Genomic DNA, 21,354 nt, shown 5'->3' with positions numbered 1-21,354 from the left:
TCCAGTGCAAAAGCGTCGACATCGGCGCGGCTGAAACCTTCGATCGTGGCAATCAGGTCGGCGCCTATGCCTTGCGGCACAAAGGCGGTGGCGCTGTTGGTTTCCGGGTCCTGCGCCCAGGCGCCGCCGTCCGAACCAATGGGCACGCGGCTCATGCTCTCGACGCCGCCGGCCACCACCAGGTCTTCCCAGCCCGAACGCACTTTTTGCGCGGCCATGTTCACGGCTTCCAGGCCGGAGGCGCAAAAACGGTTGATCTGCACGCCCGAGGCGCGGAAGTCCCAGCCGGCTTTTAACGCGGCGACCTTGGCAATAACGGAGCCCTGCTCGCCAATCGGCGACACCACACCCATCACCACGTCATCGACTTGCGCCGTGTCGAAGCCGTTGCGGCGCTGCAGCTCGGTCAGCACGCCGGCCAGCAGGTTGACCGGCTTGACCTCGTACAGGCTGCCGTCCTTTTTGCCTTTGCCGCGCGGTGTGCGGATGGCGTCGTAGATGAATGCTTCGGTCATGGGGTGCTCCTGCTGGATGGGGGGAGGGCAGTGCCGGCAAGGGAAGGTGCCGGTTCCTGCGCCGAAAAGCCGCAGGAACGAGTATATTCATTTCACCAAGCAAACGCTTTGCATAAATCAGCATCCCGCTGCCTTTTATTTCCTCCAACAGGTGACCCGATGATCGAACGCACACTTTTCAGCAGTGACCACGAGGCCTTTCGCGACAGCTTTCGCCGCTTCATGGACAAGGAAATTGCCCCTTTCCACGCGCAGTGGGAAGAGCAGGGTTATGTGGACCGCGCCGTCTGGAACAAGGCCGGGGAGAACGGCTTCCTGTGCATGACCATGCCGGAGGAATACGGCGGCGCAGGTGCCGACAAGCTGTATTCCGTGGTCCAGATGGAAGAGCTCAGCACCGCGGGCTTCTCCGGCATCGGTTACGGCCTGCACAGCGAGATCGTGGCGCCTTACCTCCTGCACTACGGCACCGAGGCGCAGAAGAAAAAGTACCTGCCCAAACTCGCCAGCGGCGAGATGGTGGGGGCCATCGCCATGAGCGAGCCGGCGGCTGGCTCCGATTTGCAGGGCGTCAAGGCCACGGCGATCCAGCAGGCCGACGGCAGCTACCTGCTCAATGGCAGCAAGACCTTCATCACCAACGGTTGGCATGCCGACCTGGTGATCGTCGTGGCCAAGACCAACCCGGCGGCCGGCGCCAAGGGCACCAGCCTGCTGCTGGTCGAACGCGGCATGCCCGGTTTTGCGGTGGGCAAACGCCTGAAAAAGCTGGGCCTGAAGGCGCAGGACACCTCGGAGTTGTTTTTTGACAATGTGCGTGTTCCCGCAGAAAACCTGCTGGGTGGCGCGGTCCAGGAAAACCGTGGCTTCATCTGCCTGATGGAACAGCTGCCCTGGGAGCGGCTGCAGATCGCGATCGGTGCGGTTGCTGCGGCGCAGGCCGCGATCGGCTGGACGGTCGACTATGTGAAGGAGCGCAAGGTCTTCGGCCAGCCGGTGGCCAGCTACCAGAACACCCGCTACACCCTGGCCGAGCTGCAGACCGAAGTGCAGGTGGCACGCGTGTTTGTCGACAAGTGCACCGAACTGCTCGCCGTGGACAAACTCGACACCGCGACGGCCAGCATGGCCAAGTACTGGTGCTCGGACCTGCAGTGCAAGGTGATGGACGAGTGTGTGCAGCTGTTCGGAGGCTACGGCTACATGTGGGAGTACCCGATCACCCGCGCCTATGCCGACGCACGCGTGCAGCGCATCTACGGCGGCACCAACGAGATCATGAAGGAAGTGATCACCCGGGCCATGGGCCTGGGGGCCAAGCCGTCCTGACGGCGCCGCCGGGGCATAAAAAAGGGGTTCCGGGATTTGTCCCGGAACCCCTTTTCAGCGCTTACAGCTGCTTAGTTGCCGCGGCGCTCGATGACGATCTCCTCGACTTCAGCGCAGGCACGCTGGGCGCCTGGGAGGGGTGGCGAAAGGATTGCCAACCTGCCAGCGCGGTCCCATGCATGCTTTTTTCTTTATGAGGGATCCTTGCTGCGGGTGCGACCAACGGCACTGAAGATGCCTATGCCCAGAATCACGAGCGCGCCGATACCGATGTAGACGTGGGGAATGCCGGCCTCGAACGCCCCCCAGACCAAGCCACCCATAAAAATTGCAAAACCGACCATATAAAGCGCAAAAGACATAGCTTCCTCCAGAAGTTGATGAGAAAGTATCCGCAATGAGGCGCGTCGCGCCTATCGGGCGCAGGCTTTTGGGCGTGTCGGAGAACACCGACGGCTGTGAGCCGCGAGCTTGATCCAAAAGTTTTACTGAACCAGCAAGGTCTGATGCCTTGGGATCTGTTTCTGACATTTGTCACAGCCTCCTGCCATCAGATTTACCTGTATCAGAAGATGACAGGCTGTAACTAAAAGCATACGATGGCTATGTTGTCAAGCTGGCTTCTCCCAGAAAGCCCCCATGACAGCACCAAAACTACATTGACAACAGGGTAGGCATACGTCATTCAACAGTCAGCACGCCATGTCGTTCTTCCAAAACTTGTTTTCTTCCTCGCAGGGCCAGAAGGAAGGCGGTTCGGGACCGGAGACCGGTCCCGTCAAAATGAATCTCGACGAACGCATGGCGTTTCGCCGCGAGATGCTTTTCGATTCGGTCAAGGCCACCATGGAAAGCCGGGGCATCCTGAGCGCAAGCTACCGGTTCAAGGTCGTACGCGCCGACAAGCGTGGTCACAGCTTTGTCGTGATGGTGGACCTGTCCACTGATTTCATGGAGAGCGAGCAGGGGCAGCAGAAGTCCCTGGCCGCTCTCGGTGCCATCATCGGGAAAAATGCGCTGGCCCGTTATGGCCTGGGCGTGCCCGCGGTGTACTGGCGGGTCAACGAGGAACTCAAGGGCTTCGATCCCCAGCGCGCCGAAGCCAAGGCCAACCCGGACAACATCAGCGCCGAGGCGATGCGGGCCTCGAATCTGCGCCGCTATGAACGGGCAACGGCGCAGGAGCTCGCGGCTTTTGAGTCCGCCTGGCAAAACAGCAGTGAAATGACCATCGGCGACCGCACCTACTCGTCCGACCTCGCACCGCTGACCGCCGGCGACGGCAAGGACAGCCGCTAGGAACCTGGTGGCTGCACGGCACGGGATAATGGCGCTCTGTTCACCGTCCGGGTTTGTCCGATGCCTTTTTACACTCCGCTTTTGCCTGCCCGGGCAAATGCCCCCACCTCCGTTCCTGCATCGAAAGCCCTGGCATGCACGCCATGAGCGAGCCGGCCCGCATCCACTGGGTCGAGGATGGTCAGGCCCGCTCGGCCCGCTGGCGTTCCGAAAGCGGGGCGTCGCCACCCAAACGGGTGCAGGTGGCCGATGACACCCTGACCGCGGACGCGGCGTTTCGCCTGGCCAGCGAGGGGACGGCCATTCTGTGGCGCGGGGATTTCCAGAATGCGCGGCAGTTGCTGCAGGCCCTGGCCCGACGCATCGACAAGCCCAAAAAAATCAAGAAAGCCAAGGCCAGGGCGGACGTGGCCGCGGGTTCGCCGCTCGATGCCTTCAACCAGCACCGCCAGGCCCAGTCGCAGCGCGCGCGCACGCTGGCCATGTTGGTGCTCGAATTCGATGGGGCGCATCACATCAGCCTGCGGCGGGCACCGGATGTGACGCAGGCCTGCAGCGAGGCGTATGGTGCTGGCGACGCGGCGCAGGGCAACTATGTGAGCGCGCTGCGCGAGCTGCTGGGCCTGATCGGTGCGCACGAATGGCGCAAGAAAGGTGTGGAGATCGCCGCGCTGGGCGGCGCACGCATTCATCCGCACTACGGCGTGTTTGCACCGGTGCGCGGCGAGTACCTGGCCCTGGTGGCCGAGACCGCCTTGCCGCCGGCCGTCCTCGCCAGCAGCCTGGCGTTTGACATCGGGACCGGCACCGGCGTGCTGGCAGCGATCCTTGCGCGCCGCGGTGTGCAGCAGGTGATCGCGACCGACCAGGACCCGCGCGCGCTGGTCTGCGCCCGCGAAAACCTTGAACGGCTGGCCCTGGCCCGGCACGTCACGCTGCAGGAAGCCAACCTGTTTCCCGAAGGCCGCGCGCCGTTGATTGTCTGCAACCCGCCCTGGGTGCCGGCGCGTCCGAGCTCGCCGGTCGAACATGCGGTGTATGACCCCGAGAGCCGCATGTTGCGCGGTTTCCTGCAGGGGCTGGCCGCGCATCTGACGCCGGGCGGGGAGGGCTGGCTGATCCTGTCGGATCTGGCCGAACACCTGGGTCTGCGCTCGCGCAGCGAACTGCTGGACTGGATCGCCGCGGCGGGGCTGCAGGTCCTGTCGCGGGTGGACGTGAAGCCCCAACATCCGAAAGCGGCCGATGCCAGCGATGCCCTGCATGCGGCCAGGGCGGCCGAGGTCACCTCGCTCTGGCGACTGGCTGCCGTGTCGAAGAGAGCTTCGGTTGCTATGAATTAAATAGCTGCTTGTGCCCGTGAATAAAGGGCTGCAGGCCTGTTTCTTGTAAATTTTCGGGTGGCGCAAGGAGAAGTCCATGCCTTATGAGTTGCACTACTGGCCTACCATCCAGGGCCGCGGCGAGTTTGTCCGGTTGGCGCTGGAGGCGGCCGGCGCCGACTATGTGGATGTGGCGCGTGGTCCCGCCAGCCGGGGGCAGGGCGTCGCGGCCATGATGCATTACCTCGACAGCCCGAAGGTCGTGCACCCGCCGTTTGCGCCGCCCTTCCTGGTGGACGGCAAGGCCGTCATCGGTCAGACCGCGGCCATCCTGCTCTACCTCGGCCCGCGCCTGGGCCTGGTGGCCAAAAACGAGTTGCAGCGCCTGTGGACGCACCAGCTACAGCTGACCATTGCCGACGTGGTGATGGAAGCCCATGACACCCACCACCCGATTGCCACCGGCCTGTATTACGAAGACCAGAAAAAAGAGGCCTTGCGGCGAGCCAGGGCCTTTCGTGAAGAGCGCATCCCGAAATTTCTGGACTGGTTCAACAGCGTGCTGGCGCGCAACCCCAAGGGGCACACCTGTCTGGTGGGCGCACGCCTGAGTTACGCCGATCTGTCGCTGTTCCAGCTGGTGGCAGGGCTGCTGTACGCCTTTCCGCTGGCCACCGGGCGCGCCCTGCAGAACGCCCCGCTGGTGGCCGGTCTGCACGTGCGGGTGGCACAGCACCGGCGCGTGGCCGCCTACCTCGCCAGCGAGCGGCGCATCCCCTTCAACGAAGAAGGCATTTTCCGGCGTTATCCCGAGCTGGACGGCTGAGCCTGGTGTCTGACTGAACCTGGTGAGGGCGCAGGCGGCCGGCATTTACTGCAGAGCATCCTGTACGGCGTCCTCTCCTACAGGCCGGGTTGTCCTCGCCTGACCGCGAGCCCCCGGAGCGCGTACCACGATGGCCTCCCGAGCTGGAAAAACTGCATCAGCAGCAAGTCACCCGGTATCGCCGGAGAGGCTGTCCAGTCCTTAACCTGACCCATCCCATTACCCTTGAAGGAGCTTCACCATGTCACTTGACGAACACGACAAGAACCTGAATCTGGACCCCATCACCGACGCCCCGGGTGCCCACCCGGTCGGTACCGGTGTGGGTGCGGCCCTGGGCGGCGCAGCTGCCGGAGCCGCCGCCGGTGCTTTGGGCGGACCGCTGGGCGCCGCGGCCGGTGCGGTGGTTGGCGCGGTTGCCGGCGGGCTGGGCGGCAAGGCTGTGGCCGAAGCCATCAACCCCACGGCGGAAGAAGCCTACTGGCGCGAGCAGTACACCCGCGAGCCTTATTACGATGCGAACCGCAGCTACGACGACTACGCACCGGCTTACCGCCTCGGCCTGTACGGACGCAGCAACTACATCGGCACGTTTGACGATGCGCAAAGCGACCTGGCCGTCCATTGGGACAGCCGCAAGGAGCGCTCGACCCTGAGCTGGCCCGAAGCCGAAGCGGCTAGCCGCGCCGCCTGGGCGCGGGTGGACGAGCAACTCTCGCCGCGCACCCTGGCCGGCGAAATTGCCGACAACGACGACGTGATCGACACGCTCAACGAGTTGCTGGAGTCCTGCCGCGACGGTGAGTACGGCTTCACCGAATGCGCCGAACACGTGAAGGCGCAGGACATCAAAACCCTGCTGTTGCGCCATGCCGACGAATGCCGCGGTGCCGCTGCCGAGCTGTCCGCACAGATCCGCCAGCTGGGCGGCGAGCCCGAAGAAGGCGGCACGGCCAGCGGTGCCATGCATCGCGGTTGGGTGTCGGTGCGCGGCACGCTCAGCGGGTATACCGACCTGGCCATGCTGGACGAATGCGAGCGCGGTGAAGACGCGGCAAAAGCCCGCTACCGCAATGCCCTCAAGGAGAATCTTCCTCCGGCGATCAGGACGCTGGTGGAGCGCCAAGCCCAGGGCGTGCAGCGCAACCACGACCAGGTCAAGGCCCTGCGTGATGCGCTGAAGACGGCCTCTTGAACGGACGTTTTGTTTCACCCATAAAAAAAGCTGGCACCTGTGCCAGCTTTTTTTTGGCCCGTGAGAGCCGGGTCAGTTGTCAGTGACGATCGCCGTGGCCTTTGCCATGCCCGTTGCCATGCCGTTTGTCATCGTGCTTGTCGTGCTTGTCATGTTTGTCGTACTTGTCCTTTTTGTCTTTTTTATCCTTGACATATACATAGTTGGCATCACGCACCCAGGTGCCCGGCTGACGGTAATAACCTTCGCCTCGTTTCTCCCAGCGGTCCGGCGCCCAGCGGTAGCCGTCGCGCTTCTGGATGGCGTGGCCGCGCACCCAGACATGGCGATCGCCATTCCAGGCCCAGTAGCCCGGCGCCCAGACCTGCGCGGGCGCAAGCGTGGGGACGGCCTCGTACTGCGGCTGGGGTGGTGCCAGGTTGATATTGATGCTGACCTGCGCGATGGCAGGTGCTGCAGCAGCGCCGGCCAGCAACAGGGCCAGCATGATTTTTTTGAACGGGGCGGTGATGATCATGAAGATCTCCTTGGGTGGTTGATGCGAGTGTGACGGGGCGCCTGCAGCGCCGTACCGCACGACGCGTAAAGTTGCGTCTGCCGCAGATGCGAAGGTGTAAGGCTTTGTGCGGGGCCTAGACTGCTATTGATTCAATAGCAGTTTGCGCTGACTGTATATAGGCCGCAGCGTGATTCGTCTAGTTCTTCAGCCTGCTGCCACAGTCCACCTGGGCGTTGAGCGCGGCGCCACCGGTGCCGTAGCTGCTGTCGGTCACCTTGCAGTTCGAGGCCTTTTCAACCGCCCGGACCAGGCTGGCCGTTTTCTGGGGACCGTCCGGCAGATGGCGCGGCGCCTGCGCCGACCAGGTGCTGGCCGTGATCTGCTCGACCCGGTAGGCGTCACCATCGAGCAGCACGGTTTGCGGCGGCGACTCCAGCTGGGACGTCGGCGCCACACATGCGGACAGCAGGGCGGCCAGGCACGCCAGCGCCAGACCGGCTACGGGTTTGCGCCAGGAAAGGCAGGGAGCAGGAGAAGTTTCAGATTTCAAAGGAGTAACCCGGGTGGTTGTTCATGGTGTTCAGGGCCGCTTTCGGCTCGGGTACCAGCGAGGGTTTGTCGGGCACCTTCGACTGCGGACAACCGGTGAGCAGGGTCAGTGCAAAAAGTACAGGCAGTGCCGTCAAAAAATGCTTCATGGTGTGTTCCCGAAAGAATCATCAAGGGTCCCAACCGCCGGCCATGCAGGGCGCACGGCTACAGGGAGCTGGTACGTGGGACGAAGATACGCCGATACCGGCCGCGGGCGAAGCCGGCGGCAGCCCGGGCGTCTGTCAGGAAGGCGCGCGTGCCCGTGTCAAGACGGGTCCTACACTGCGGCCCCAGCCCAGCCCCAGTCCCAGCCTCAGCCTCAGCCTCAGCCTCAGCCTTTGCCTTTGCCGGGCTTGGCTGCTGGCCGGGTCCGCGGCGGCTTTGCTGCAGCAACCGGGTTTTCCGCCTTGAAACCGAGCGCCTTCATGGCAGCGGGCAGGGTGCAGCGGGCCTGCTCGTAGCCGTCCCAGGGCGAGTTGCCGGTGGCGATACGCCCGGCGATGTTGGCAGCCGTCCAGTGTGCCGCGCCGCTCAGATCGTCCAGCTCGTCCCAGCCCACCGGCACCGACACGCCCAGCCCGGGCCGCGCCCGCAGGGACCAGGCACACACCGTGGTGGCGCCGAAACCGTTGCGCAGGTAGTCGGGGAAAATTTTTCCAACCCGGTTGCGCGGCCCGCTTTTGGCCACAAAGCGCTGGGGGATCACCGCGGACAGATGCTGCACGATGGCCTGCGAGAAATCTTTCACCGTGTCCCAGCCGAAAGCAGGTTTCAACGGCACCACCAGATGCAGGCCCTTGCCGCCGCTGGTCTTGAGAAACGCCGGCAGGCCGAGTTCCTTCAGCAGCGCCTGGACCAGTTGCGCGGCCTCGCGGATCTGCGTCCACGACACGCCTTCCCCCGGGTCCAGGTCGAAACTCATGCGGTCGGGTTTGCTGATGGAACGCGTGGTGGCGTTCCAGGTGTGGAACTCCATGACATTGAGCTGGGAGGCGGCCAGCAGCACTTCGGCCTTGCTGATTTCCAGCAAGGGCGCATGGCCGGGGTCCAGCGCCGGGTCCAGCAGCTTGAGGCCGGGGATGGCCGTCGCCTCGGCGTGTTTCTGGAAAAACAGCTCGCCCTTCACGCCGTCCGGCGCCCGCACGAGTGCCACCGGCCGGGCCCGGAGGTGCGGCAGGATCAGCGGCGCCACCAGCGCGTAGTAGTGCACCAGGTCGAGTTTGGTCAGGCCGGTGTCCGGATCCACCACGCGTTCGGGATGTGTGACGCGCAGCGTGCCGGTGTCTGGAGCGGGGGCGGGGCGGCTGGCGCTGCGTTTGCCGGCGGCCGGGGTGCGCGGCGCGGCTGCGGATTTTTTTGTCGCTGGCAGGAGGTCCTGAAGGGTCTGCGCCGATTCGCGGGTGACCTTGCGCGCGTCCTTGTCGGTGCGCAGGCCCTTGAACACCGCGTGGCGGATGCGTCCGGTGTGGGTCCATTGCGCAAAACTGACCTCGGCCAGCAGCACCGGTTGAACCCAGTGGCCTTTCACCGAAGCGGGCAGGCCGGCAAAAGCCGGGCGGGGTGTTGCCAGCGCGGCCAGTTGGCCTTGCAGGTTTTTAAGGGTGGTGTCATCAAACCCGGTGCCCACGTTGCCCGCATAACGCAGGGCGCCTTCGTTGTCATAGACCCCCAGCAGCAGGGCGCCCAGGCCGGCGCGCGAGCCCTTGGGTTCGGTGTAGCCGCCAATCACGAACTCCTGGTGCAGTCGCGTCTTGAGCTTGATCCAGCTCGGCGAGCGGCGCGACACATAGGGTGACGATGCACGTTTGCCGATCACACCCTCCAGCCCCAGGCTCCGTGCGGCAGCCAGCAGGTCCTGCGTGCCGGCCTCCAGGGTTTCGCTGAAACGGACCAGACCCGGCGGCGCGGCCTGCACCAGCGTGCGCAGGAGCTTGCGCCGCTCCACCAGCGGCAGCGGTCGCAGGTCGTAGCCGTCATAAAACGGCAGGTCGAAAACGTAGTACACGATCTGCGCCGTGCTGCCACTGTCAAACGCGTTTTGCAGCGCGCCGAAGTCAGGCAGGCCCTCGCTGTCATGCACCACGATTTCACCGTCCAGCCAGCCGGAACGCAGGCCCAGCCGCGACAGCACCTGCACCAGCGCCGGCAGCTTGGCTGTCCAGTCGTGCCCGTTGCGTGTGAAGCAGCGAATCGACGAGCCCTCCACGCGTGTCAGCAGCCGGTAGCCGTCGAACTTGATTTCGTACAGCCAGTCCTGGCTGTCGGTTGGCAACCGCGTGACCAGCGTCGCCAGCTCGGGGGACAGCGTTGGCGGCAGGTCGTCCTTGAGCGCACCCGGCGGCAATCGGGGTTTCGCTGCGCTCTTTTTGCTGGTGGGAGCGCTGCCGGTGGATGTGGCTTTGGCGGCAGTTTTTTTGGCTGCCGTTCTTTGGCGCGGCGTCAGCGGGCTGTCGGTGATCACGCTGTCGGGCAGGGCCTGCAGCACGTCGTAGTCGGCGGCAGGCCGGGCCGCGTCGTCCTTGTCCTTGATCAGCAGCCAGGGCGGCTGGCGCTCTGCGCCTTTGCCATGCATGCGCACCAGCGACCAGTGACCCTTGAGTTTTTCGCCCTGCAGCTCGAATTTCAGTTTGCCGTTCTGAAGCCCCGCCACCGGGTCGCCCACAGGCCGCCAGGTGCCGCGGTCCCAGACGATGACATTGCCGGCGCCGTATTGGTTGGCGGGAATGGTGCCCTCGAAGCTGGCGTAGGAGATCGGATGGTCTTCCACCTGCACCGCCATGCGTTTGACGCCGGGGTCCAGGCTGGGCCCTTTGGGGACCGCCCAGCTTTTCAGCGTGCCTTCGAGCTCCAGGCGAAAGTCGTAATGCAGGTGGCTCGCGTCATGTTTCTGCACCACGAAGCTGAGGGCCCGGGAGCGTTTTCCACCGGCGGCCGGTTCCGGCGTGTTTTTGAAGTCGCGCTTGGCGCGGTAAGCCTGGAGCGGATCGTCGGCAGCCATGGGTGCGGTGGGGGCCCGGCTTCAGCTTCAGGCGGCGCGGCGCCGGCTGGCAGCCGTGGTTTTGGCGGCCGGCTTGCGCGCCGGCGCTTTGCTGGCGGCTTTCGTCGCTGGTTTTTCCGCGGCGGCCTTGGCCGCACCGCCTTGGTGGCGCAGGCTGCGCTGCAGCAGCTCGGTCAGGTCGATGATCTTGGCGCCGCCGCTGCCGGAGGATTCATCCGCCGCTTCCGGCTGCTCGACGGTTTCGACCTTGCCTTGTTTCACCTTCTGCTGGACCAGGGCCAGGATGGCGTCGGTGAACGAATCCTTGAACTGCTCCGGCTTCCAGCTATCGGTCATGTCGTCGACCAGCTGCCGGGCCATGGCCAGCTCCTTCTCGGACAGGCCGGCCGCCTTGGCGCCTTCGGGGGGCAGGTCGAGTTCGTCCCAGTTGCGGATTTCAGTGCCCCAGCGCAGCAGGTTGAGAATCAGGCCGGGACCGGACGGCACCAGCACGGCCAGATGCTGCTTGGTCTGGATCACCACGCGGGCAATGCCGACCCGGCCGGTCTTGAGCAGGGTGTCGCGCAGCAGCGCGTAAACCTTTTTTCCCTTGTTGATGGGTGCGATGTAGTAGGGACGTTCGAGGTAGACAAAAGGGATGTCGGTGTTGGCGACAAAACTCTCGATTTCGATGGTCTGGGTGGTCCGGGGAAACGCTGCCGCGATTTCCTCGTCGCTCAGCACCACGTACTGGCCGTCCTCGTACTGCACGCCACGGACGATGTTTTCCTTGGTGATTTCCTTGCCGGTCTTCTTGTTGATGCGTTTGTAACCCACCGGGTCCATGCTGCGTTTGTCCAGCCAGTCGAAATCGACTCCGTTGTCGGTGGTCGCTGAATGCAGTGACACCGGGATGTGCACCAGGCCAAAGCTGATGGCTCCTTTCCACAAGGCGCGCGAGGCCATGCCTATCGCCCCCGCTGGCTGCACCCGGCGTGCATAGGGTCGAGAGGGGCGGCCCTGCCGATGCGGGGCTTGCCCGCTAGGTGTGGATGTCTGTTTGGCATGGTGAACTCTCCAGTACGTGGGTTACCCGGTCTGTGACCTTAATTCGGAGGCACCGGGGGAGGGTGTCGGCAGCCGTCCGTTGCTGCCGTAGGACGACGGCGCAGGCCCGCCGCGGTCGGTGGACGTGCGGTGGACATGCGTGGTTTGCTATGAAAAAAATAGCTGTCAGCGCTCGCACCTGTTGGGCTGCAGGACACTTTCGTCCATCGATCTGGGAAGATGAATGGGAAAGGGAGACCACCGGGCTGCCGCCTTGGGTCAAGCCGGCGTCCTACAGCGCCCCCTGCCGTGCAGGCCTAAGATTGAAATTTCCTTCTTCCCCATTGGAGACAACCATGATGATTTCCCGTCGCCACGCGTTTCGCTGTACCCTGACGGCCGCCGCCGCCGCGGTGGTTCTGGTGTCCGGTTGCAGCATGATGCCGTCGCAGTCCAATCTGCTGGCATTCACGACGCAACTGCGCGGCGCCAACGAGGTGCCGGCGGTGGCCTCCAACGCCAGCGGCCAGGTGGACGCGGTGTTGAACAAGGACACCAACCTGTTGCGCTGGCAACTGAGCTACGAAGGCTTGAGCGGCCCTGCGACTGCAGGCCACTTTCACGGCCCGGCCCCGGTGGGCGCCAACGCCGGGGTGGCCCTGCCTTTCACCGGGCCCATTACCAGTCCGATGACCGGCCAGGCCACGCTGACCCCGGCCCAGGTGGCCGACCTGATGGCGGGCAAGTGGTATGCCAATATCCACACCGCCAAATTTCCGGGTGGTGAAATTCGCGGGCAAATGACGGCCCGCCCCTGAATATTCACCAGCGCCTCGCCTGGACCCTGCGGGTAAGGCGGCATGGTTTTTCCTGATCCCTTCAAAGTCTGCACAACGGTCCCGCTGTCCTACAGCCAGGGTACCTTGACGCTGACGGGCTCGCGCTTCATCCCGTAGTAGCGTGGTCAGGAACGTCAACACCCCCAGCGGGCAACACAGGAGAGCAGCCATGAACCATCATCCCGCCCTGTCCGGCCACAAGCCGGCGCAAAACACGCCCAAGGGGCCCCAGCCGGCCAATGGCAGCCAGCAGGCCCTGGCCGAAAAAGCGGCCAACAGCCCGGCCAGCGTGAAGGCGCGCATTGAATCGACCAACATGCCGGACAAACCGCCGCTGGATCACCAGCACACGCCCAACAGTTCGGGCCGGAAATAAACGCCAGCCCTGCCACCGTCGCCAACACCAGATTCAAGGATGCCACCATGACCCGCAAACTCTCCACTTTCGTTGTTTCAGCCCTGCTGCTTGTCGGCGGCTCCGCCGTGCTGGCCCAGCCTGCGGCGATGGAAGAACGGCTGCTTGAGCGCGGCGCCGTCGCCGACAGCACGCCGCAGCAGAAATACCGTACCGCCATCAATGAAGCCGGAGGGGGCTACAAGCTCTATCTCGAGGAATGCGCAAAGATGGCTGCCGCTGAACGCACCGCCTGCCGGCGCGAGGCCAAGGCGGTTTACGACCGCGAGATGGCCGCTGCGCGCCAGTTGTTGCGCAAGTAAAAAGCAGAGAGAAGGGGGGCGCGCTGCGCTTGCATGCCACCCCACTGGCTGTCGCTTTGCCTCTGCATCAGCCGCCGCTGTGGCAAAGCCAAGTCCTGGTTTGTTGCGCTGAATGGCGCCCGGCAGGGACTTACTCCGCCGCCTGCTGGCGCCGGTGTTCGCTACGCTTCATGGTCAGGTAGGCCGTGCGCTCGATTTCATGCAACTGCCGCGGATAACGTTCGGTGGCGTCAAACCATTGCTGCAGGCGTTTCTCAAGCTGTTCGGCGGGTGGCGCCGACAGCGATGCCATGTAGGCGTCAATCGCCAGGTAGTAGCGCATGGTGTTGCGCTCGACCGCACCGCGCATGCCATCCACATAGGTTTTTTCGCCACCGGCGGGGCTGTCCACCAGCGTGAACCCGGTTTTGCCGCTGCCGACCGTGGACAGGTAACCCTGCATGGCCATGCGTCCGGCCATGCCGTAGCCGTAGGAATATTGCAGGTGCATGAAGGTCTTGCCGGCGGCCAGCGGGACCACCCGCAGGTTGATGCGGTAGTTGTTGGTGCCCAACGGGCCTTTGTCGGCGTTGAGCTGCACCGCCATGTAGTCCGGCGTGGCGCTGGCCAGCTTGAAGTCAAAGGCCAGGGTGTAGGCGTCCTTGACTTCCTGCGGGCCCTTTTTGCCGATGCTGACTTCCAGTCCCGTGGGGCTGCCGTTGCTGCCCGTGGTGCGGCAGAACTTGGTGTTGAGGTGCAGCATCAATACATCGCACCAGTTGTCGGGGCTTTTGAAAGCCGTGGTGACCGCTGAAAACGGATAGTTGATGACCGCGTAGGCGTTGCCGCTCACGGCATTGCTGGCTTCGGTCGATTCAATGACCAGCGGCCTTTGAAACTCGTTGCGCGCCAGCTGGGGGGCGAGGGCGGTGTACTTGGGCTGCAACGCCGCCGCGCCCGAGTCGTTCGGCGCAGCCAGGGCGCTTCCGACACAGACCGTGGCGGCCATCAGGCCGGCGGCCGCTTGTTGGGAGATGGATTTTCTGCTTGCTTGGGTCATCGTGACAGTTTGCCTTCCCGAAAGCCGGTGTTTGGCGGCTTGCTCTTCTGTCCTACATGGTTTGGGCGCCAAGGAGAAAGTTAAAGAGGCCCATCAGGACAAAACCCTGTCCGGGCGTCGAAAAATGCAACCAGCGGTAATTTTGCTCAGTCCAGGTATTTGCCGCCATTGATCGACATCGTGATACCAGTGATGAAGCCGGCGTCGTCCGCAGCGAGGAAAACAACGGCGCGGGCGATCTCCGCCGGAGTGGCCAGACGGCCGACCGGCACGGTTTTGAGGATCTGCTCCATCACCTCGGGCCGCACCGCGCTGACCATGGCGGTGTCGGTGTAACCCGGTGCGATGACATTGGCCGTGATGTTGCGGGAGGCGCCTTCGAGCGCCAGCGACTTGGTGAAGCCGATCAGCCCGGCCTTGCTCGCGGCATAGTTGGTCTGGCCGGCCTGGCCCGAGAGTCCGTTGACCGAACTCATGTTGATCACCCGGCCAAAGCGGCGTTCGCGCATGCCTTCGATCACCGCTCGGCACATGTTGAAGCAGCTGCCCAGGTTGACGTCGATCACCTCGCGCCATTGCTGAACACTCATCTTGTGCAGCATCGCGTCGCGCGTGATGCCGGCGTTGTTGACGAGAACCTCGATAGGACCCAAGGCGGCCTCGACTTGCGCGACACCCGCCATGCAGGCATCAGCGTCGGCCACGTTCCAGGCAAAAGCCGCGATGCCGTTACGGGCCGTGAAGGCCGCGGCGGCAGACTGGTTGCTTCCGTAATTGACCGCCACGCGGTAGCCCGCAGCGAGCAGGGCTTCGGCCGTGGCGGCCCCAATGCCGGCGGTGCCGCCGGTGACCAGTGCAACCCGCATGTCAGGCCTTTCCGGCAAGGTGTTTCAGGACGGCCATGTCGGCCGCGGCGGTAAGGTTCTTCGTGATGGTTCTGCTGCCTGCCATGGTTTTCTCTGCGTCGTTGACAGGCTTGACACAGAGGTCGCGCCCTTTCATGTCACTGTAGGAAAGGCCGGGTTGGCCAGCGTTGAGATGGATCAAGTCAAGAGGCCGAAACGGCCGATTTTTGCGCCGTCGAAGCAGGGCCGTCCGGGCTCGCCGGGCGGCCCGCAGGCATCGCTTGCGCTGCATCAAGGCGGGTGTGGCTGCGGGGTGCGATGCTGCTTCACTTCAACCCATCCTGGAGTGACCGTCATGAACTTCAAACGCTTCCTGATCCTCATCACACTGGCCGTGGCAGGGTCTGCAGGTTTTGCGGCCAGCGACAGCGCGCTGGAGCGCGCCAACGCCACGGCCAGAAAGGCTGCCCAGGAGGCCGCCGAGGCGGGGCGCAAGGCGGCCTCCAGTGCCAAGACCGCGCTGGAAAAGGCCGAAACCGCGCTGAGCAACGCAAGCAAGCGCGCCGCCGATGCCACGCGCCGCGCGGCTCAACAAGCCGAGGTCGCCGCCCGAAAGGCGGAACAGCTGGCCACGGTGGCGGTGGAAAAAGCCAGCGCTGAGGGCAAGGAACTGGCCCGCAGCGCCGAAAGCAAGGCCAAGACGGCTGCAGAGGTCACCCGGGAAGCTGTGCAAAAAGCGGAAGAGGCCGCCCGGCAAGTGGGCCGCGCCAGCAAGGAAGACGCGCTCAAGGCCGTCCAGGCCGCCCGGGACGCCCTGCACAAAGCCGAAGAAGCCAGCCGCGACGCAGCACGCGCGACCAAAGAGGCCGCTGACAAAGCCACGGAAGCTGCCCGCAAGAAAGCCGATAAGGACGCTGCGCCGTCCAAATAATAATCAGCGGACCAGGCGGCATGGCTGCTGTCCGCAAGGAGGGCGGGGTGGTGGAGGTGCGGCACAGGCCTTGCCTGCCATGCAGTGCCGCTACAGGTCGAACAACCTTTGCACCAGCCACCAGGCGGCCAGCATGGCCACCAGCACCGAGCCAGCCTTGAGCACACCCATGCGGTAGAACGGCGTGCCGCGCAGCGCAAACGCCAGCGGCAGGAACACGGCGACGATGGCCAGCTGCCCGAGTTCCACCCCCGCATTGAAGCCCACCAGCGCCAGCACCAGCGCGCCCTGCGGCAAACCCAGGTCAGCCAGCACGGAGGCGAAGCCGAAGCCGTGGATCAGCCCGAAGACAAAAGCCATGACCCAGCGTTTCGACTCGATGGTGCCGCGCAGGTTGTTCAGGGCTGCAAACACGACCGATGCGGCAATGGCGGACTCGACCAGGCGCGAGGGCAGGCTGATGATTTCCAGCGCGGCCAGGCTCAAGGTGATCGAATGGGCCAGCGTGAAGGCGGTGACCACCTTGAGGACCTCCCTGCTTGCGCCGCCGAAGCGGGGCGCGCCGACCCACCGGCCATCCTGGCGCACCAGCACCGCCGGCAGCAACAGCGACAGCAGGAACAGGATGTGGTCGTAGCCGATCCAGATGTGCCAGACGCCGTCGACCAGGTACTGGCGCAGCGTGTCCCAGGCGCCCGCGGGCTGCAGGGCCAGCGGCTGTTCGGCCGACTCGGTGCCGAAGATCAGCGCCTGTGCGGCGGTGCCGCCCGGCGCAATCCACTGCACCAGGCCGCGGTGCGAGGGATCAACGTCAAAGAACAGGGAATAGCGGGCCCTCAGCCCGGCGTCCAGGCTCGGGCAATGTGCAGCGAGGCTCAACACCGCATAAGTGCCGTCGCTGTGCTGGTCCAGTTGCAGCGGCGCCGTGGTGTCCCAGGCGCAGGCCTGGCCCGCGACCGAGAGGGCCAGGTGGCTGGTGGCCAGGCGCGTGATCTCGGCTTCCCGCTGGCGCACCTCGCCCCAGGTCAGCTCGCCGTTGTTGTCGCGGTCCAGCTGCAGCACGTAGTCCAGGTCGCGCAGGGCCACATCCCAGCGCACCGCGATGTCGCTGCTGCCCCCCGTGCCGCGCAGGGTCAGGTAACTGTCGCTGGGTTTGTGGGCGAGGGCGCCGGTGGCGGCCAGCAGCAGGGACAGTCCAGCCAGGCCGGTGCGCAGCACGCGCATCATCGGGTCGCTCCCTGTGCAGCGAGCTGGCTGGCCAGCTCGGACAGGCGGGCGTCTTCGTAGCGGCTGGTCCGCAGCCAGTCGAGCGCGGGCTGGGCGGCCTTTGCGTCCTTGGCCGCCAGTGCCGCGCGCATCAGGATTTCGGCGTCGCGCGGCTCTTTTTGCACCTGGTAATTCAGGCTGGCAAAGGCCAGCGCCTTGCGCGGCTGGCCTTCGATGTCCAGCTCGAAGCGCGCGGCTTCCTGTTCATGCAGGCGGTCGCCGCGCTGCGCGGCGGCGTCAAACCGGTCGCGCAATTGCGTGGCCCAGCCAGCGGCGCGCGGGTCTTTCAGCGCCTGACCGGCCAGTGCCAGCCGCAGCAGCAACACATCGGAGCGTTCCCAGCCTGCCAGCAGCGTCAGCACCTCGGCCGGCCGTCCGCGTTCGAGCAGAAAGTCGCTCCAGGCCGCCAGCAGGAACTGGTCGATGATGCCCAGCGCCAGCGCCCGTTTGAAATAGTCCTCGGCCTTGTCAAACCGCTGCAGCCGCACGGCCATCTCGGCAAGCCGGGTATTGGTCCACAACAGCAGCTCCGGTGGGGCACCGGTGCTAGCGGCTGCGGCCGCCGCCAATTGCTCATGGGCTGCAGCCAGTTGCCCGGTGGCGGCCCGCACGTAGGCGGTGCAGCCCGCGCCGAAGAGCGGCAGGCTCAGGGGCGTCAGCCTGGCGCATTCGGCCAGCGCCTCGGCATGACGTGCCTGCACCATGAAAATCGCGGCACGCCAGGCCAGCGGCTCCACCGCCTTGTCGTCCGCCAAGGCCGCGCGCTCCAGGCTGGTCAGGGCCGGCCCGAAGCTGTGGCTGTACTGCTCGAGCTGGCCGCGCACCAGCCAGTAGCCGGCGCTGTTCTGGCCGCTGGCAGTAAGCGGCGCGATGGTGGCCGATGCGTAGCCGATGTAGCGCGGGTCGCCCTGCGCCATGGCCATTTCGAAATAGCGACGGGCGATTTCTACCCTCAGCCGGGCGTCATCCGGATGGGCGGCCAGTTGCCTGCGCAGGGACTCGACGCGGCGCAGTTCGGGGTCGCTGGCGCGTGCCGGCAGGCGCTCGACAACGGCGCTGTCCTGCGCAGGGGTGAACGGAGCGGCGGCGGCGCCAACGGCCACGCCGGCACACAACGCCGCGAACAACACGCGGGCAAACAGCTGGCGGGCCAAACGTTTACTTGGTGCCGAAAATGCGGTCGCCCGCATCACCCAGGCCGGGCAGGATGTAGCCATGCTCGTCAAGCTGGCGGTCGATGGCCGCGGTGTAGATGTCAACGTCGGGGTGGGCCTTCTGCATGGCCGCAATACCCTCGGGGCAGGTCAGCAGGCAGACGAACTTGATGGACTTGGGTTTGAGTTTCTTGAGCCGGGTCACGGCGGCAATGGCCGAGTTGCCAGTGGCCAGCATGGGATCGACGATCACGATGTCGCGCTCTTCCATTTCCTGCGGCATCTTGAAGTAGTACTCGACCGGCTCCAGGGTTTTCGGGTCGCGGTACAGCCCGACGTGGCCGACGCGGGCGCCAGGCACCACGTTGAGCATGCCCTCCAGGATGCCGTTGCCGGCACGCAGGATGGACACAAACACCAGCTTCTTGCCGTCGATCATGGTGCCGGTGGTGGTTTCCAGCGGCGTCTCGATTTCGACCTCCTGCACCGGCATGTCGCGGGTGACTTCATAGGCCATCAGGCTGCTGAGCTCGTTGAGCAGGGTGCGAAAGGTGTTGGTGGAAGCGTCCTTGCGGCGCATCAGGGTCAGCTTGTGCTGCACCAGCGGGTGGTCGATCAGGTGAACCTTGCTCATAAATATCTATCCGTTTGCTTTTCTGTTGTCGGTTGGGTTGGAAATAAAGAGTTCAGCGCTTCTTGCTGCCCAGGATGCTGCCCAGCGCGCCGCGCAGCACCTGGCGCGCCAGGTTGCGGGCTTCCGACTTGAGCACCTGCTGTACCAGTCCGTCGCGCGCGCCGCCACGCGGACCCTTGGAGCCGAACAGCACGTCGCTGATGCCGCCCATCAAGCCACCGGAGGCTTCGGCAGCCTTGGCGGTTTCAGCCAGCGCGGTTTCGGTGCGGGCCTTCAACATTTCGTAGGCTGATTCGCTGTCGATGGCTTTTTCATACACGCCTGCCACCAGCGAGCTCTGCATCAGGGCCTGGCGCTGCTGCGGCGTGATCGGGCCGATCTGGCTGCCCGGCGGCAGCACATAGGCGCGCTCGGTGACGCTGGGACGGCCCTTGCTGTCGAGAAAACTCACCAGGGCCTCGCCCACGGCCAGTTCGGTGATGGCGGTTTCAATGTCCAGGCCGGGCTTTTGCCGCATGGTCTGCGCCGTGGCCTTGACGGCTTTCTGGTCGCGCGGGGTGTAGGCGCGTAGCGCGTGTTGCACCCGGTTTCCCAGCTGGGCCAGCACCGAGTCAGGAATGTCCAGCGGGTTCTGCGTGACGAAGTAGACGCCGACGCCCTTGGAGCGCACCAGGCGCACGACCAGCTCGATGCGGTCGATCAGCGCCTTGGGCGCTTCGTCGAACAGCAGATGCGCCTCGTCGAAGAAAAACACCAGCTTGGGTTTGTCGGGGTCGCCGATCTCGGGCAACTGCTCGAACAGCTCGGACAGCATCCAAAGCAGAAAGGTTGCGTACAGGCGCGGGGAGTTCATGAGTTTGTCGGCCGCCAGGATGTTGACCACGCCCTGGCCGTCAACGATCTGCATGAAGTCGCTGATGTTGAGCATGGGCTCGCCGAAGAACTTGTCGCCGCCCTGGGTCTCGATCTGCATCAGGCCGCGCTGGATGGCGCCCACGCTGGCGGCGCTGATGTTGCCGTACTCGGTGGTGAACTTGCTGGCGTTGTCGCCCACGTGCTGCAGCATGGCGCGCAGGTCTTTCAGGTTCAGCAGCAGCATGCCGGCGTCGTCGGCGATCTTGAAGACGAGGTTGATCACGCCGGCCTGAGTCTCGTTCAGGCCCAGCATGCGGCCCAGCAGCAACGGCCCCATGTCGGACACGGTGGCGCGCACCGGGTGGCCCTGTTCGCCGAACACATCCCACAAGGTGGTGGGGCAAGCCAGGGGCACGGGCTTGTCGATGCCGCGCTCCTTGAGCACGGCCGCCATTTTTTCGCCCATGGTGCCGGCCTGGCTGATGCCGGCCAAGTCGCCCTTGACGTCTGCCATGAAGACCGGCACGCCGATTTTGGAGAAATTTTCGGCCAGGGCCTGCAGCGTCACCGTCTTGCCGGTGCCGGTGGCGCCGGTGATCAAGCCATGGCGGTTGGCCAGCCCGGGAAGCAGCTCACAGTGGGTGGATGCATTCCTGGCAATCAAAAAGGGCTCGGCCATGGGGTGTCCTCGGGTGAAAAGTAAAATGTGCTTTGTAGATTAAATCAATTCCAAAGGATTTCCGTGGCTGGTCACAGTAAATGGGCGAATATTCAGCACCGCAAGGGTCGCCAGGACGAGAAACGCCAGCGTGTCTGGACCCGTGTCATGCGCGAGATCATGGTCGCGGCCCGCATGGGCGGCGGCGATCTGAGCACCAACCCGCGCTTGCGCTTGGCGGTGGAAAAGGCCAAGGCGGCCAACATGCCCAACGAAAACGTCAAATACGGCATTGCCAAGGCAACCGGCAGCCTGGAAGGCGTGCATTACGAGGAAGTCCGGTATGAGGGTTACGGCATAGGCGGCGCGGCCATCATCGTGGACTGCCTGACCGACAACAAGGTACGTACCGTGGCCGAGGTGCGCCACGCCTTTTCCAAATACGGCGGCCACATGGGCACCGAGGGTTCGGTGGCTTTCCAGTTCAAGCACTGCGGCCAGCTGATTTTTGCCCCGGGCAGCGACGAAGACAAGATCATGGAGGTGGCGCTGGAAGCCGGCGCCGACGACGTGATCACCGACGAGGACGGCGCCATCGAGGTGCTGACGCCCTACACGGCGTTCGAAGCCGTCAAGAACGCGCTCGAAGCAGCCGGCCTGATGCCCGAAGTGGCCGAAGTGACCATGCGCGCCGACAACACCATCGAGCTCACGGGTGCCGAGGGCCAGAAGATGCAGAAGCTGCTGGACGTGCTGGAAGACCTGGACGACACGCAGGACGTCTTCCACAACGCCGCGATTTCAGAATAAATACCC

The 21,354-nt window shown here is 64.6% G+C and carries 24 protein-coding genes; 10 read left to right on the top strand and 14 right to left on the bottom strand.

Annotated elements, in window-relative coordinates; all coding sequences use genetic code 11:
• A partial coding sequence (locus AAG813_RS02790) for a beta-ketoacyl synthase N-terminal-like domain-containing protein (RefSeq protein WP_341911597.1) occupies positions 1-515 on the bottom strand: 515 nt, incomplete at its 3' end.
• 159 nt (positions 516-674) lie between these two features.
• Between AAG813_RS02790 and AAG813_RS02785 the strand changes: the two genes are divergently transcribed.
• Positions 675-1,844 (top strand): acyl-CoA dehydrogenase family protein, encoded by a 1,170-nt coding sequence (locus AAG813_RS02785; RefSeq protein WP_341911595.1) that lies wholly within the window; start codon positions 675-677, stop codon positions 1,842-1,844.
• Positions 1,845-2,035: 191 nt separating this feature from the next.
• Here the strand turns inward: AAG813_RS02785 and AAG813_RS02780 are convergent, their stop codons facing one another.
• Positions 2,036-2,206, bottom strand: coding sequence for a hypothetical protein (locus AAG813_RS02780; protein ID WP_300540037.1), 171 nt, complete (start codon positions 2,204-2,206; stop codon positions 2,036-2,038).
• A 340-nt stretch (positions 2,207-2,546) separates the two neighbouring features.
• Here AAG813_RS02780 and AAG813_RS02775 point away from each other — a divergent pair, with 340 nt between their 5' ends.
• From AAG813_RS02775 to AAG813_RS02760, 4 genes are all read left to right on the top strand, one after another.
• Positions 2,547-3,143 carry a hypothetical protein gene (locus AAG813_RS02775; RefSeq protein ID WP_341911591.1) on the top strand — a complete coding sequence of 199 codons (597 nt, stop codon included), beginning with the start codon at positions 2,547-2,549 and terminating at the stop codon, positions 3,141-3,143.
• Between the two features lie 143 nt (positions 3,144-3,286).
• Positions 3,287-4,486 carry a class I SAM-dependent methyltransferase gene (locus AAG813_RS02770; protein ID WP_341911589.1) on the top strand — a complete coding sequence of 400 codons (1,200 nt, stop codon included), beginning with the start codon at positions 3,287-3,289 and terminating at the stop codon, positions 4,484-4,486.
• Positions 4,487-4,562: 76 nt separating this feature from the next.
• A complete protein-coding gene (locus AAG813_RS02765; RefSeq protein ID WP_341911587.1) occupies positions 4,563-5,291 on the top strand; it encodes a glutathione S-transferase in 729 nt (242 codons plus the stop codon).
• Positions 5,292-5,532: 241 nt separating this feature from the next.
• Entirely contained in the window at positions 5,533-6,486 is a 954-nt protein-coding gene (locus tag AAG813_RS02760) for a PA2169 family four-helix-bundle protein (protein WP_341911585.1), read from the top strand.
• A 79-nt stretch (positions 6,487-6,565) separates the two neighbouring features.
• Here AAG813_RS02760 and AAG813_RS02755 read toward each other — a convergent pair whose 3' ends face one another.
• The 5 genes from AAG813_RS02755 to AAG813_RS02735 all read right to left on the bottom strand — a co-directional run bounded on the left by AAG813_RS02755 (position 6,566) and on the right by AAG813_RS02735 (position 11,519).
• Positions 6,566-7,003: a hypothetical protein gene (locus AAG813_RS02755; RefSeq protein WP_341911583.1), complete on the bottom strand. Its 438-nt coding sequence runs from the start codon at positions 7,001-7,003 to the stop codon at positions 6,566-6,568.
• 178 nt (positions 7,004-7,181) lie between these two features.
• The gene (locus AAG813_RS02750) at positions 7,182-7,535 is read right to left on the bottom strand and encodes a hypothetical protein (RefSeq protein WP_341911581.1); all 354 of its coding nucleotides are present in this window, start codon (positions 7,533-7,535) and stop codon (positions 7,182-7,184) included.
• Positions 7,525-7,683 carry a hypothetical protein gene (locus AAG813_RS02745; RefSeq protein ID WP_341911579.1) on the bottom strand — a complete coding sequence of 53 codons (159 nt, stop codon included), beginning with the start codon at positions 7,681-7,683 and terminating at the stop codon, positions 7,525-7,527. Before AAG813_RS02745 ends, AAG813_RS02750 begins: the two co-directional genes overlap by 11 nt.
• A gap of 224 nt (positions 7,684-7,907) precedes the next feature.
• Positions 7,908-10,574 carry a DNA ligase D gene (gene ligD, locus AAG813_RS02740; RefSeq protein ID WP_341911576.1) on the bottom strand — a complete coding sequence of 889 codons (2,667 nt, stop codon included), beginning with the start codon at positions 10,572-10,574 and terminating at the stop codon, positions 7,908-7,910.
• A gap of 27 nt (positions 10,575-10,601) precedes the next feature.
• A complete protein-coding gene (locus tag AAG813_RS02735) occupies positions 10,602-11,519 on the bottom strand; it encodes a Ku protein (protein WP_341911575.1) in 918 nt (305 codons plus the stop codon).
• Positions 11,520-11,959: 440 nt separating this feature from the next.
• Here AAG813_RS02735 and AAG813_RS02730 point away from each other — a divergent pair, with 440 nt between their 5' ends.
• From AAG813_RS02730 to AAG813_RS02720, 3 genes are all read left to right on the top strand, one after another.
• The gene (locus AAG813_RS02730) at positions 11,960-12,418 is read left to right on the top strand and encodes a CHRD domain-containing protein (RefSeq protein ID WP_341911620.1); all 459 of its coding nucleotides are present in this window, start codon (positions 11,960-11,962) and stop codon (positions 12,416-12,418) included.
• Positions 12,419-12,608: 190 nt separating this feature from the next.
• Positions 12,609-12,815 carry a hypothetical protein gene (locus tag AAG813_RS02725; protein ID WP_341911573.1) on the top strand — a complete coding sequence of 69 codons (207 nt, stop codon included), beginning with the start codon at positions 12,609-12,611 and terminating at the stop codon, positions 12,813-12,815.
• Between the two features lie 47 nt (positions 12,816-12,862).
• Complete coding sequence (locus AAG813_RS02720) at positions 12,863-13,156, top strand: hypothetical protein (protein ID WP_341911570.1); 294 nt, start codon at positions 12,863-12,865, stop codon at positions 13,154-13,156.
• A 130-nt stretch (positions 13,157-13,286) separates the two neighbouring features.
• On the opposite strand, the gene AAG813_RS02715 is transcribed toward AAG813_RS02720, so the two are convergent.
• The 3 genes from AAG813_RS02715 to AAG813_RS02705 all read right to left on the bottom strand — a co-directional run bounded on the left by AAG813_RS02715 (position 13,287) and on the right by AAG813_RS02705 (position 15,242).
• Positions 13,287-14,195 (bottom strand): hypothetical protein, encoded by a 909-nt coding sequence (locus tag AAG813_RS02715; protein ID WP_341911569.1) that lies wholly within the window; start codon positions 14,193-14,195, stop codon positions 13,287-13,289.
• A 146-nt stretch (positions 14,196-14,341) separates the two neighbouring features.
• A complete protein-coding gene (gene phbB, locus AAG813_RS02710; protein ID WP_341911567.1) occupies positions 14,342-15,061 on the bottom strand; it encodes an acetoacetyl-CoA reductase in 720 nt (239 codons plus the stop codon).
• Between the two features lies 1 nt (position 15,062).
• A complete protein-coding gene (locus AAG813_RS02705) occupies positions 15,063-15,242 on the bottom strand; it encodes a hypothetical protein (protein WP_341911565.1) in 180 nt (59 codons plus the stop codon).
• Between the two features lie 153 nt (positions 15,243-15,395).
• Between AAG813_RS02705 and AAG813_RS02700 the strand changes: the two genes are divergently transcribed.
• Positions 15,396-15,971 carry a hypothetical protein gene (locus AAG813_RS02700; RefSeq protein WP_341911562.1) on the top strand — a complete coding sequence of 192 codons (576 nt, stop codon included), beginning with the start codon at positions 15,396-15,398 and terminating at the stop codon, positions 15,969-15,971.
• A 90-nt stretch (positions 15,972-16,061) separates the two neighbouring features.
• Here the strand turns inward: AAG813_RS02700 and AAG813_RS02695 are convergent, their stop codons facing one another.
• The 4 genes from AAG813_RS02695 to AAG813_RS02680 are packed head-to-tail and all read right to left on the bottom strand — an operon-like array spanning position 16,062 to position 20,559.
• Entirely contained in the window at positions 16,062-17,198 is a 1,137-nt protein-coding gene (locus tag AAG813_RS02695) for a HupE/UreJ family protein (protein WP_341911560.1), read from the bottom strand.
• Complete coding sequence (locus AAG813_RS02690; protein ID WP_341911558.1) at positions 17,195-18,391, bottom strand: hypothetical protein; 1,197 nt, start codon at positions 18,389-18,391, stop codon at positions 17,195-17,197. Before AAG813_RS02690 ends, AAG813_RS02695 begins: the two co-directional genes overlap by 4 nt.
• Positions 18,392-18,395: 4 nt before the next feature.
• Positions 18,396-19,025 carry a uracil phosphoribosyltransferase gene (gene upp, locus AAG813_RS02685; RefSeq protein ID WP_341911556.1) on the bottom strand — a complete coding sequence of 210 codons (630 nt, stop codon included), beginning with the start codon at positions 19,023-19,025 and terminating at the stop codon, positions 18,396-18,398.
• Between the two features lie 52 nt (positions 19,026-19,077).
• Positions 19,078-20,559: a helicase HerA-like C-terminal domain-containing protein gene (locus AAG813_RS02680; RefSeq protein ID WP_341911554.1), complete on the bottom strand. Its 1,482-nt coding sequence runs from the start codon at positions 20,557-20,559 to the stop codon at positions 19,078-19,080.
• 63 nt (positions 20,560-20,622) lie between these two features.
• Between AAG813_RS02680 and AAG813_RS02675 the strand changes: the two genes are divergently transcribed.
• On the top strand, positions 20,623-21,348 hold the full coding sequence (locus AAG813_RS02675) for a YebC/PmpR family DNA-binding transcriptional regulator (RefSeq protein WP_341911552.1): 726 nt from the start codon (positions 20,623-20,625) through the stop codon (positions 21,346-21,348).
• Positions 21,349-21,354: the final 6 nt, after the last annotated feature.

This window comes from Polaromonas sp. YR568 (assembly GCF_943371715.1).
GTDB lineage: Bacteria > Pseudomonadota > Gammaproteobacteria > Burkholderiales > Burkholderiaceae_C > Polaromonas.
This window is presented reverse-complemented; position numbering and strand designations above follow the sequence as displayed.

Coding starts and splice junctions, on each gene's coding strand:
- phbB (WP_341911567.1), bottom strand. CDS start 15,061: ATGCGGGTTGCACTGGTCACCGGCGGCACCGCCGGCATTGGGGCCGCC.
- AAG813_RS02700 (WP_341911562.1), top strand. CDS start 15,396: ATGAACTTCAAACGCTTCCTGATCCTCATCACACTGGCCGTGGCAGGG.
- AAG813_RS02770 (WP_341911589.1), top strand. CDS start 3,287: ATGAGCGAGCCGGCCCGCATCCACTGGGTCGAGGATGGTCAGGCCCGC.
- AAG813_RS02785 (WP_341911595.1), top strand. CDS start 675: ATGATCGAACGCACACTTTTCAGCAGTGACCACGAGGCCTTTCGCGAC.
- ligD (WP_341911576.1), bottom strand. CDS start 10,574: ATGGCTGCCGACGATCCGCTCCAGGCTTACCGCGCCAAGCGCGACTTC.
- AAG813_RS02755 (WP_341911583.1), bottom strand. CDS start 7,003: ATGATCATCACCGCCCCGTTCAAAAAAATCATGCTGGCCCTGTTGCTG.
- AAG813_RS02775 (WP_341911591.1), top strand. CDS start 2,547: ATGTCGTTCTTCCAAAACTTGTTTTCTTCCTCGCAGGGCCAGAAGGAA.
- AAG813_RS02760 (WP_341911585.1), top strand. CDS start 5,533: ATGTCACTTGACGAACACGACAAGAACCTGAATCTGGACCCCATCACC.
- AAG813_RS02745 (WP_341911579.1), bottom strand. CDS start 7,683: ATGAAGCATTTTTTGACGGCACTGCCTGTACTTTTTGCACTGACCCTG.
- AAG813_RS02725 (WP_341911573.1), top strand. CDS start 12,609: ATGAACCATCATCCCGCCCTGTCCGGCCACAAGCCGGCGCAAAACACG.
- upp (WP_341911556.1), bottom strand. CDS start 19,025: ATGAGCAAGGTTCACCTGATCGACCACCCGCTGGTGCAGCACAAGCTG.
- AAG813_RS02780 (WP_300540037.1), bottom strand. CDS start 2,206: ATGTCTTTTGCGCTTTATATGGTCGGTTTTGCAATTTTTATGGGTGGC.
- AAG813_RS02735 (WP_341911575.1), bottom strand. CDS start 11,519: ATGGCCTCGCGCGCCTTGTGGAAAGGAGCCATCAGCTTTGGCCTGGTG.
- AAG813_RS02765 (WP_341911587.1), top strand. CDS start 4,563: ATGCCTTATGAGTTGCACTACTGGCCTACCATCCAGGGCCGCGGCGAG.
- AAG813_RS02680 (WP_341911554.1), bottom strand. CDS start 20,559: ATGGCCGAGCCCTTTTTGATTGCCAGGAATGCATCCACCCACTGTGAG.
- AAG813_RS02715 (WP_341911569.1), bottom strand. CDS start 14,195: ATGACCCAAGCAAGCAGAAAATCCATCTCCCAACAAGCGGCCGCCGGC.
- AAG813_RS02720 (WP_341911570.1), top strand. CDS start 12,863: ATGACCCGCAAACTCTCCACTTTCGTTGTTTCAGCCCTGCTGCTTGTC.
- AAG813_RS02730 (WP_341911620.1), top strand. CDS start 11,960: ATGATTTCCCGTCGCCACGCGTTTCGCTGTACCCTGACGGCCGCCGCC.
- AAG813_RS02695 (WP_341911560.1), bottom strand. CDS start 17,198: ATGATGCGCGTGCTGCGCACCGGCCTGGCTGGACTGTCCCTGCTGCTG.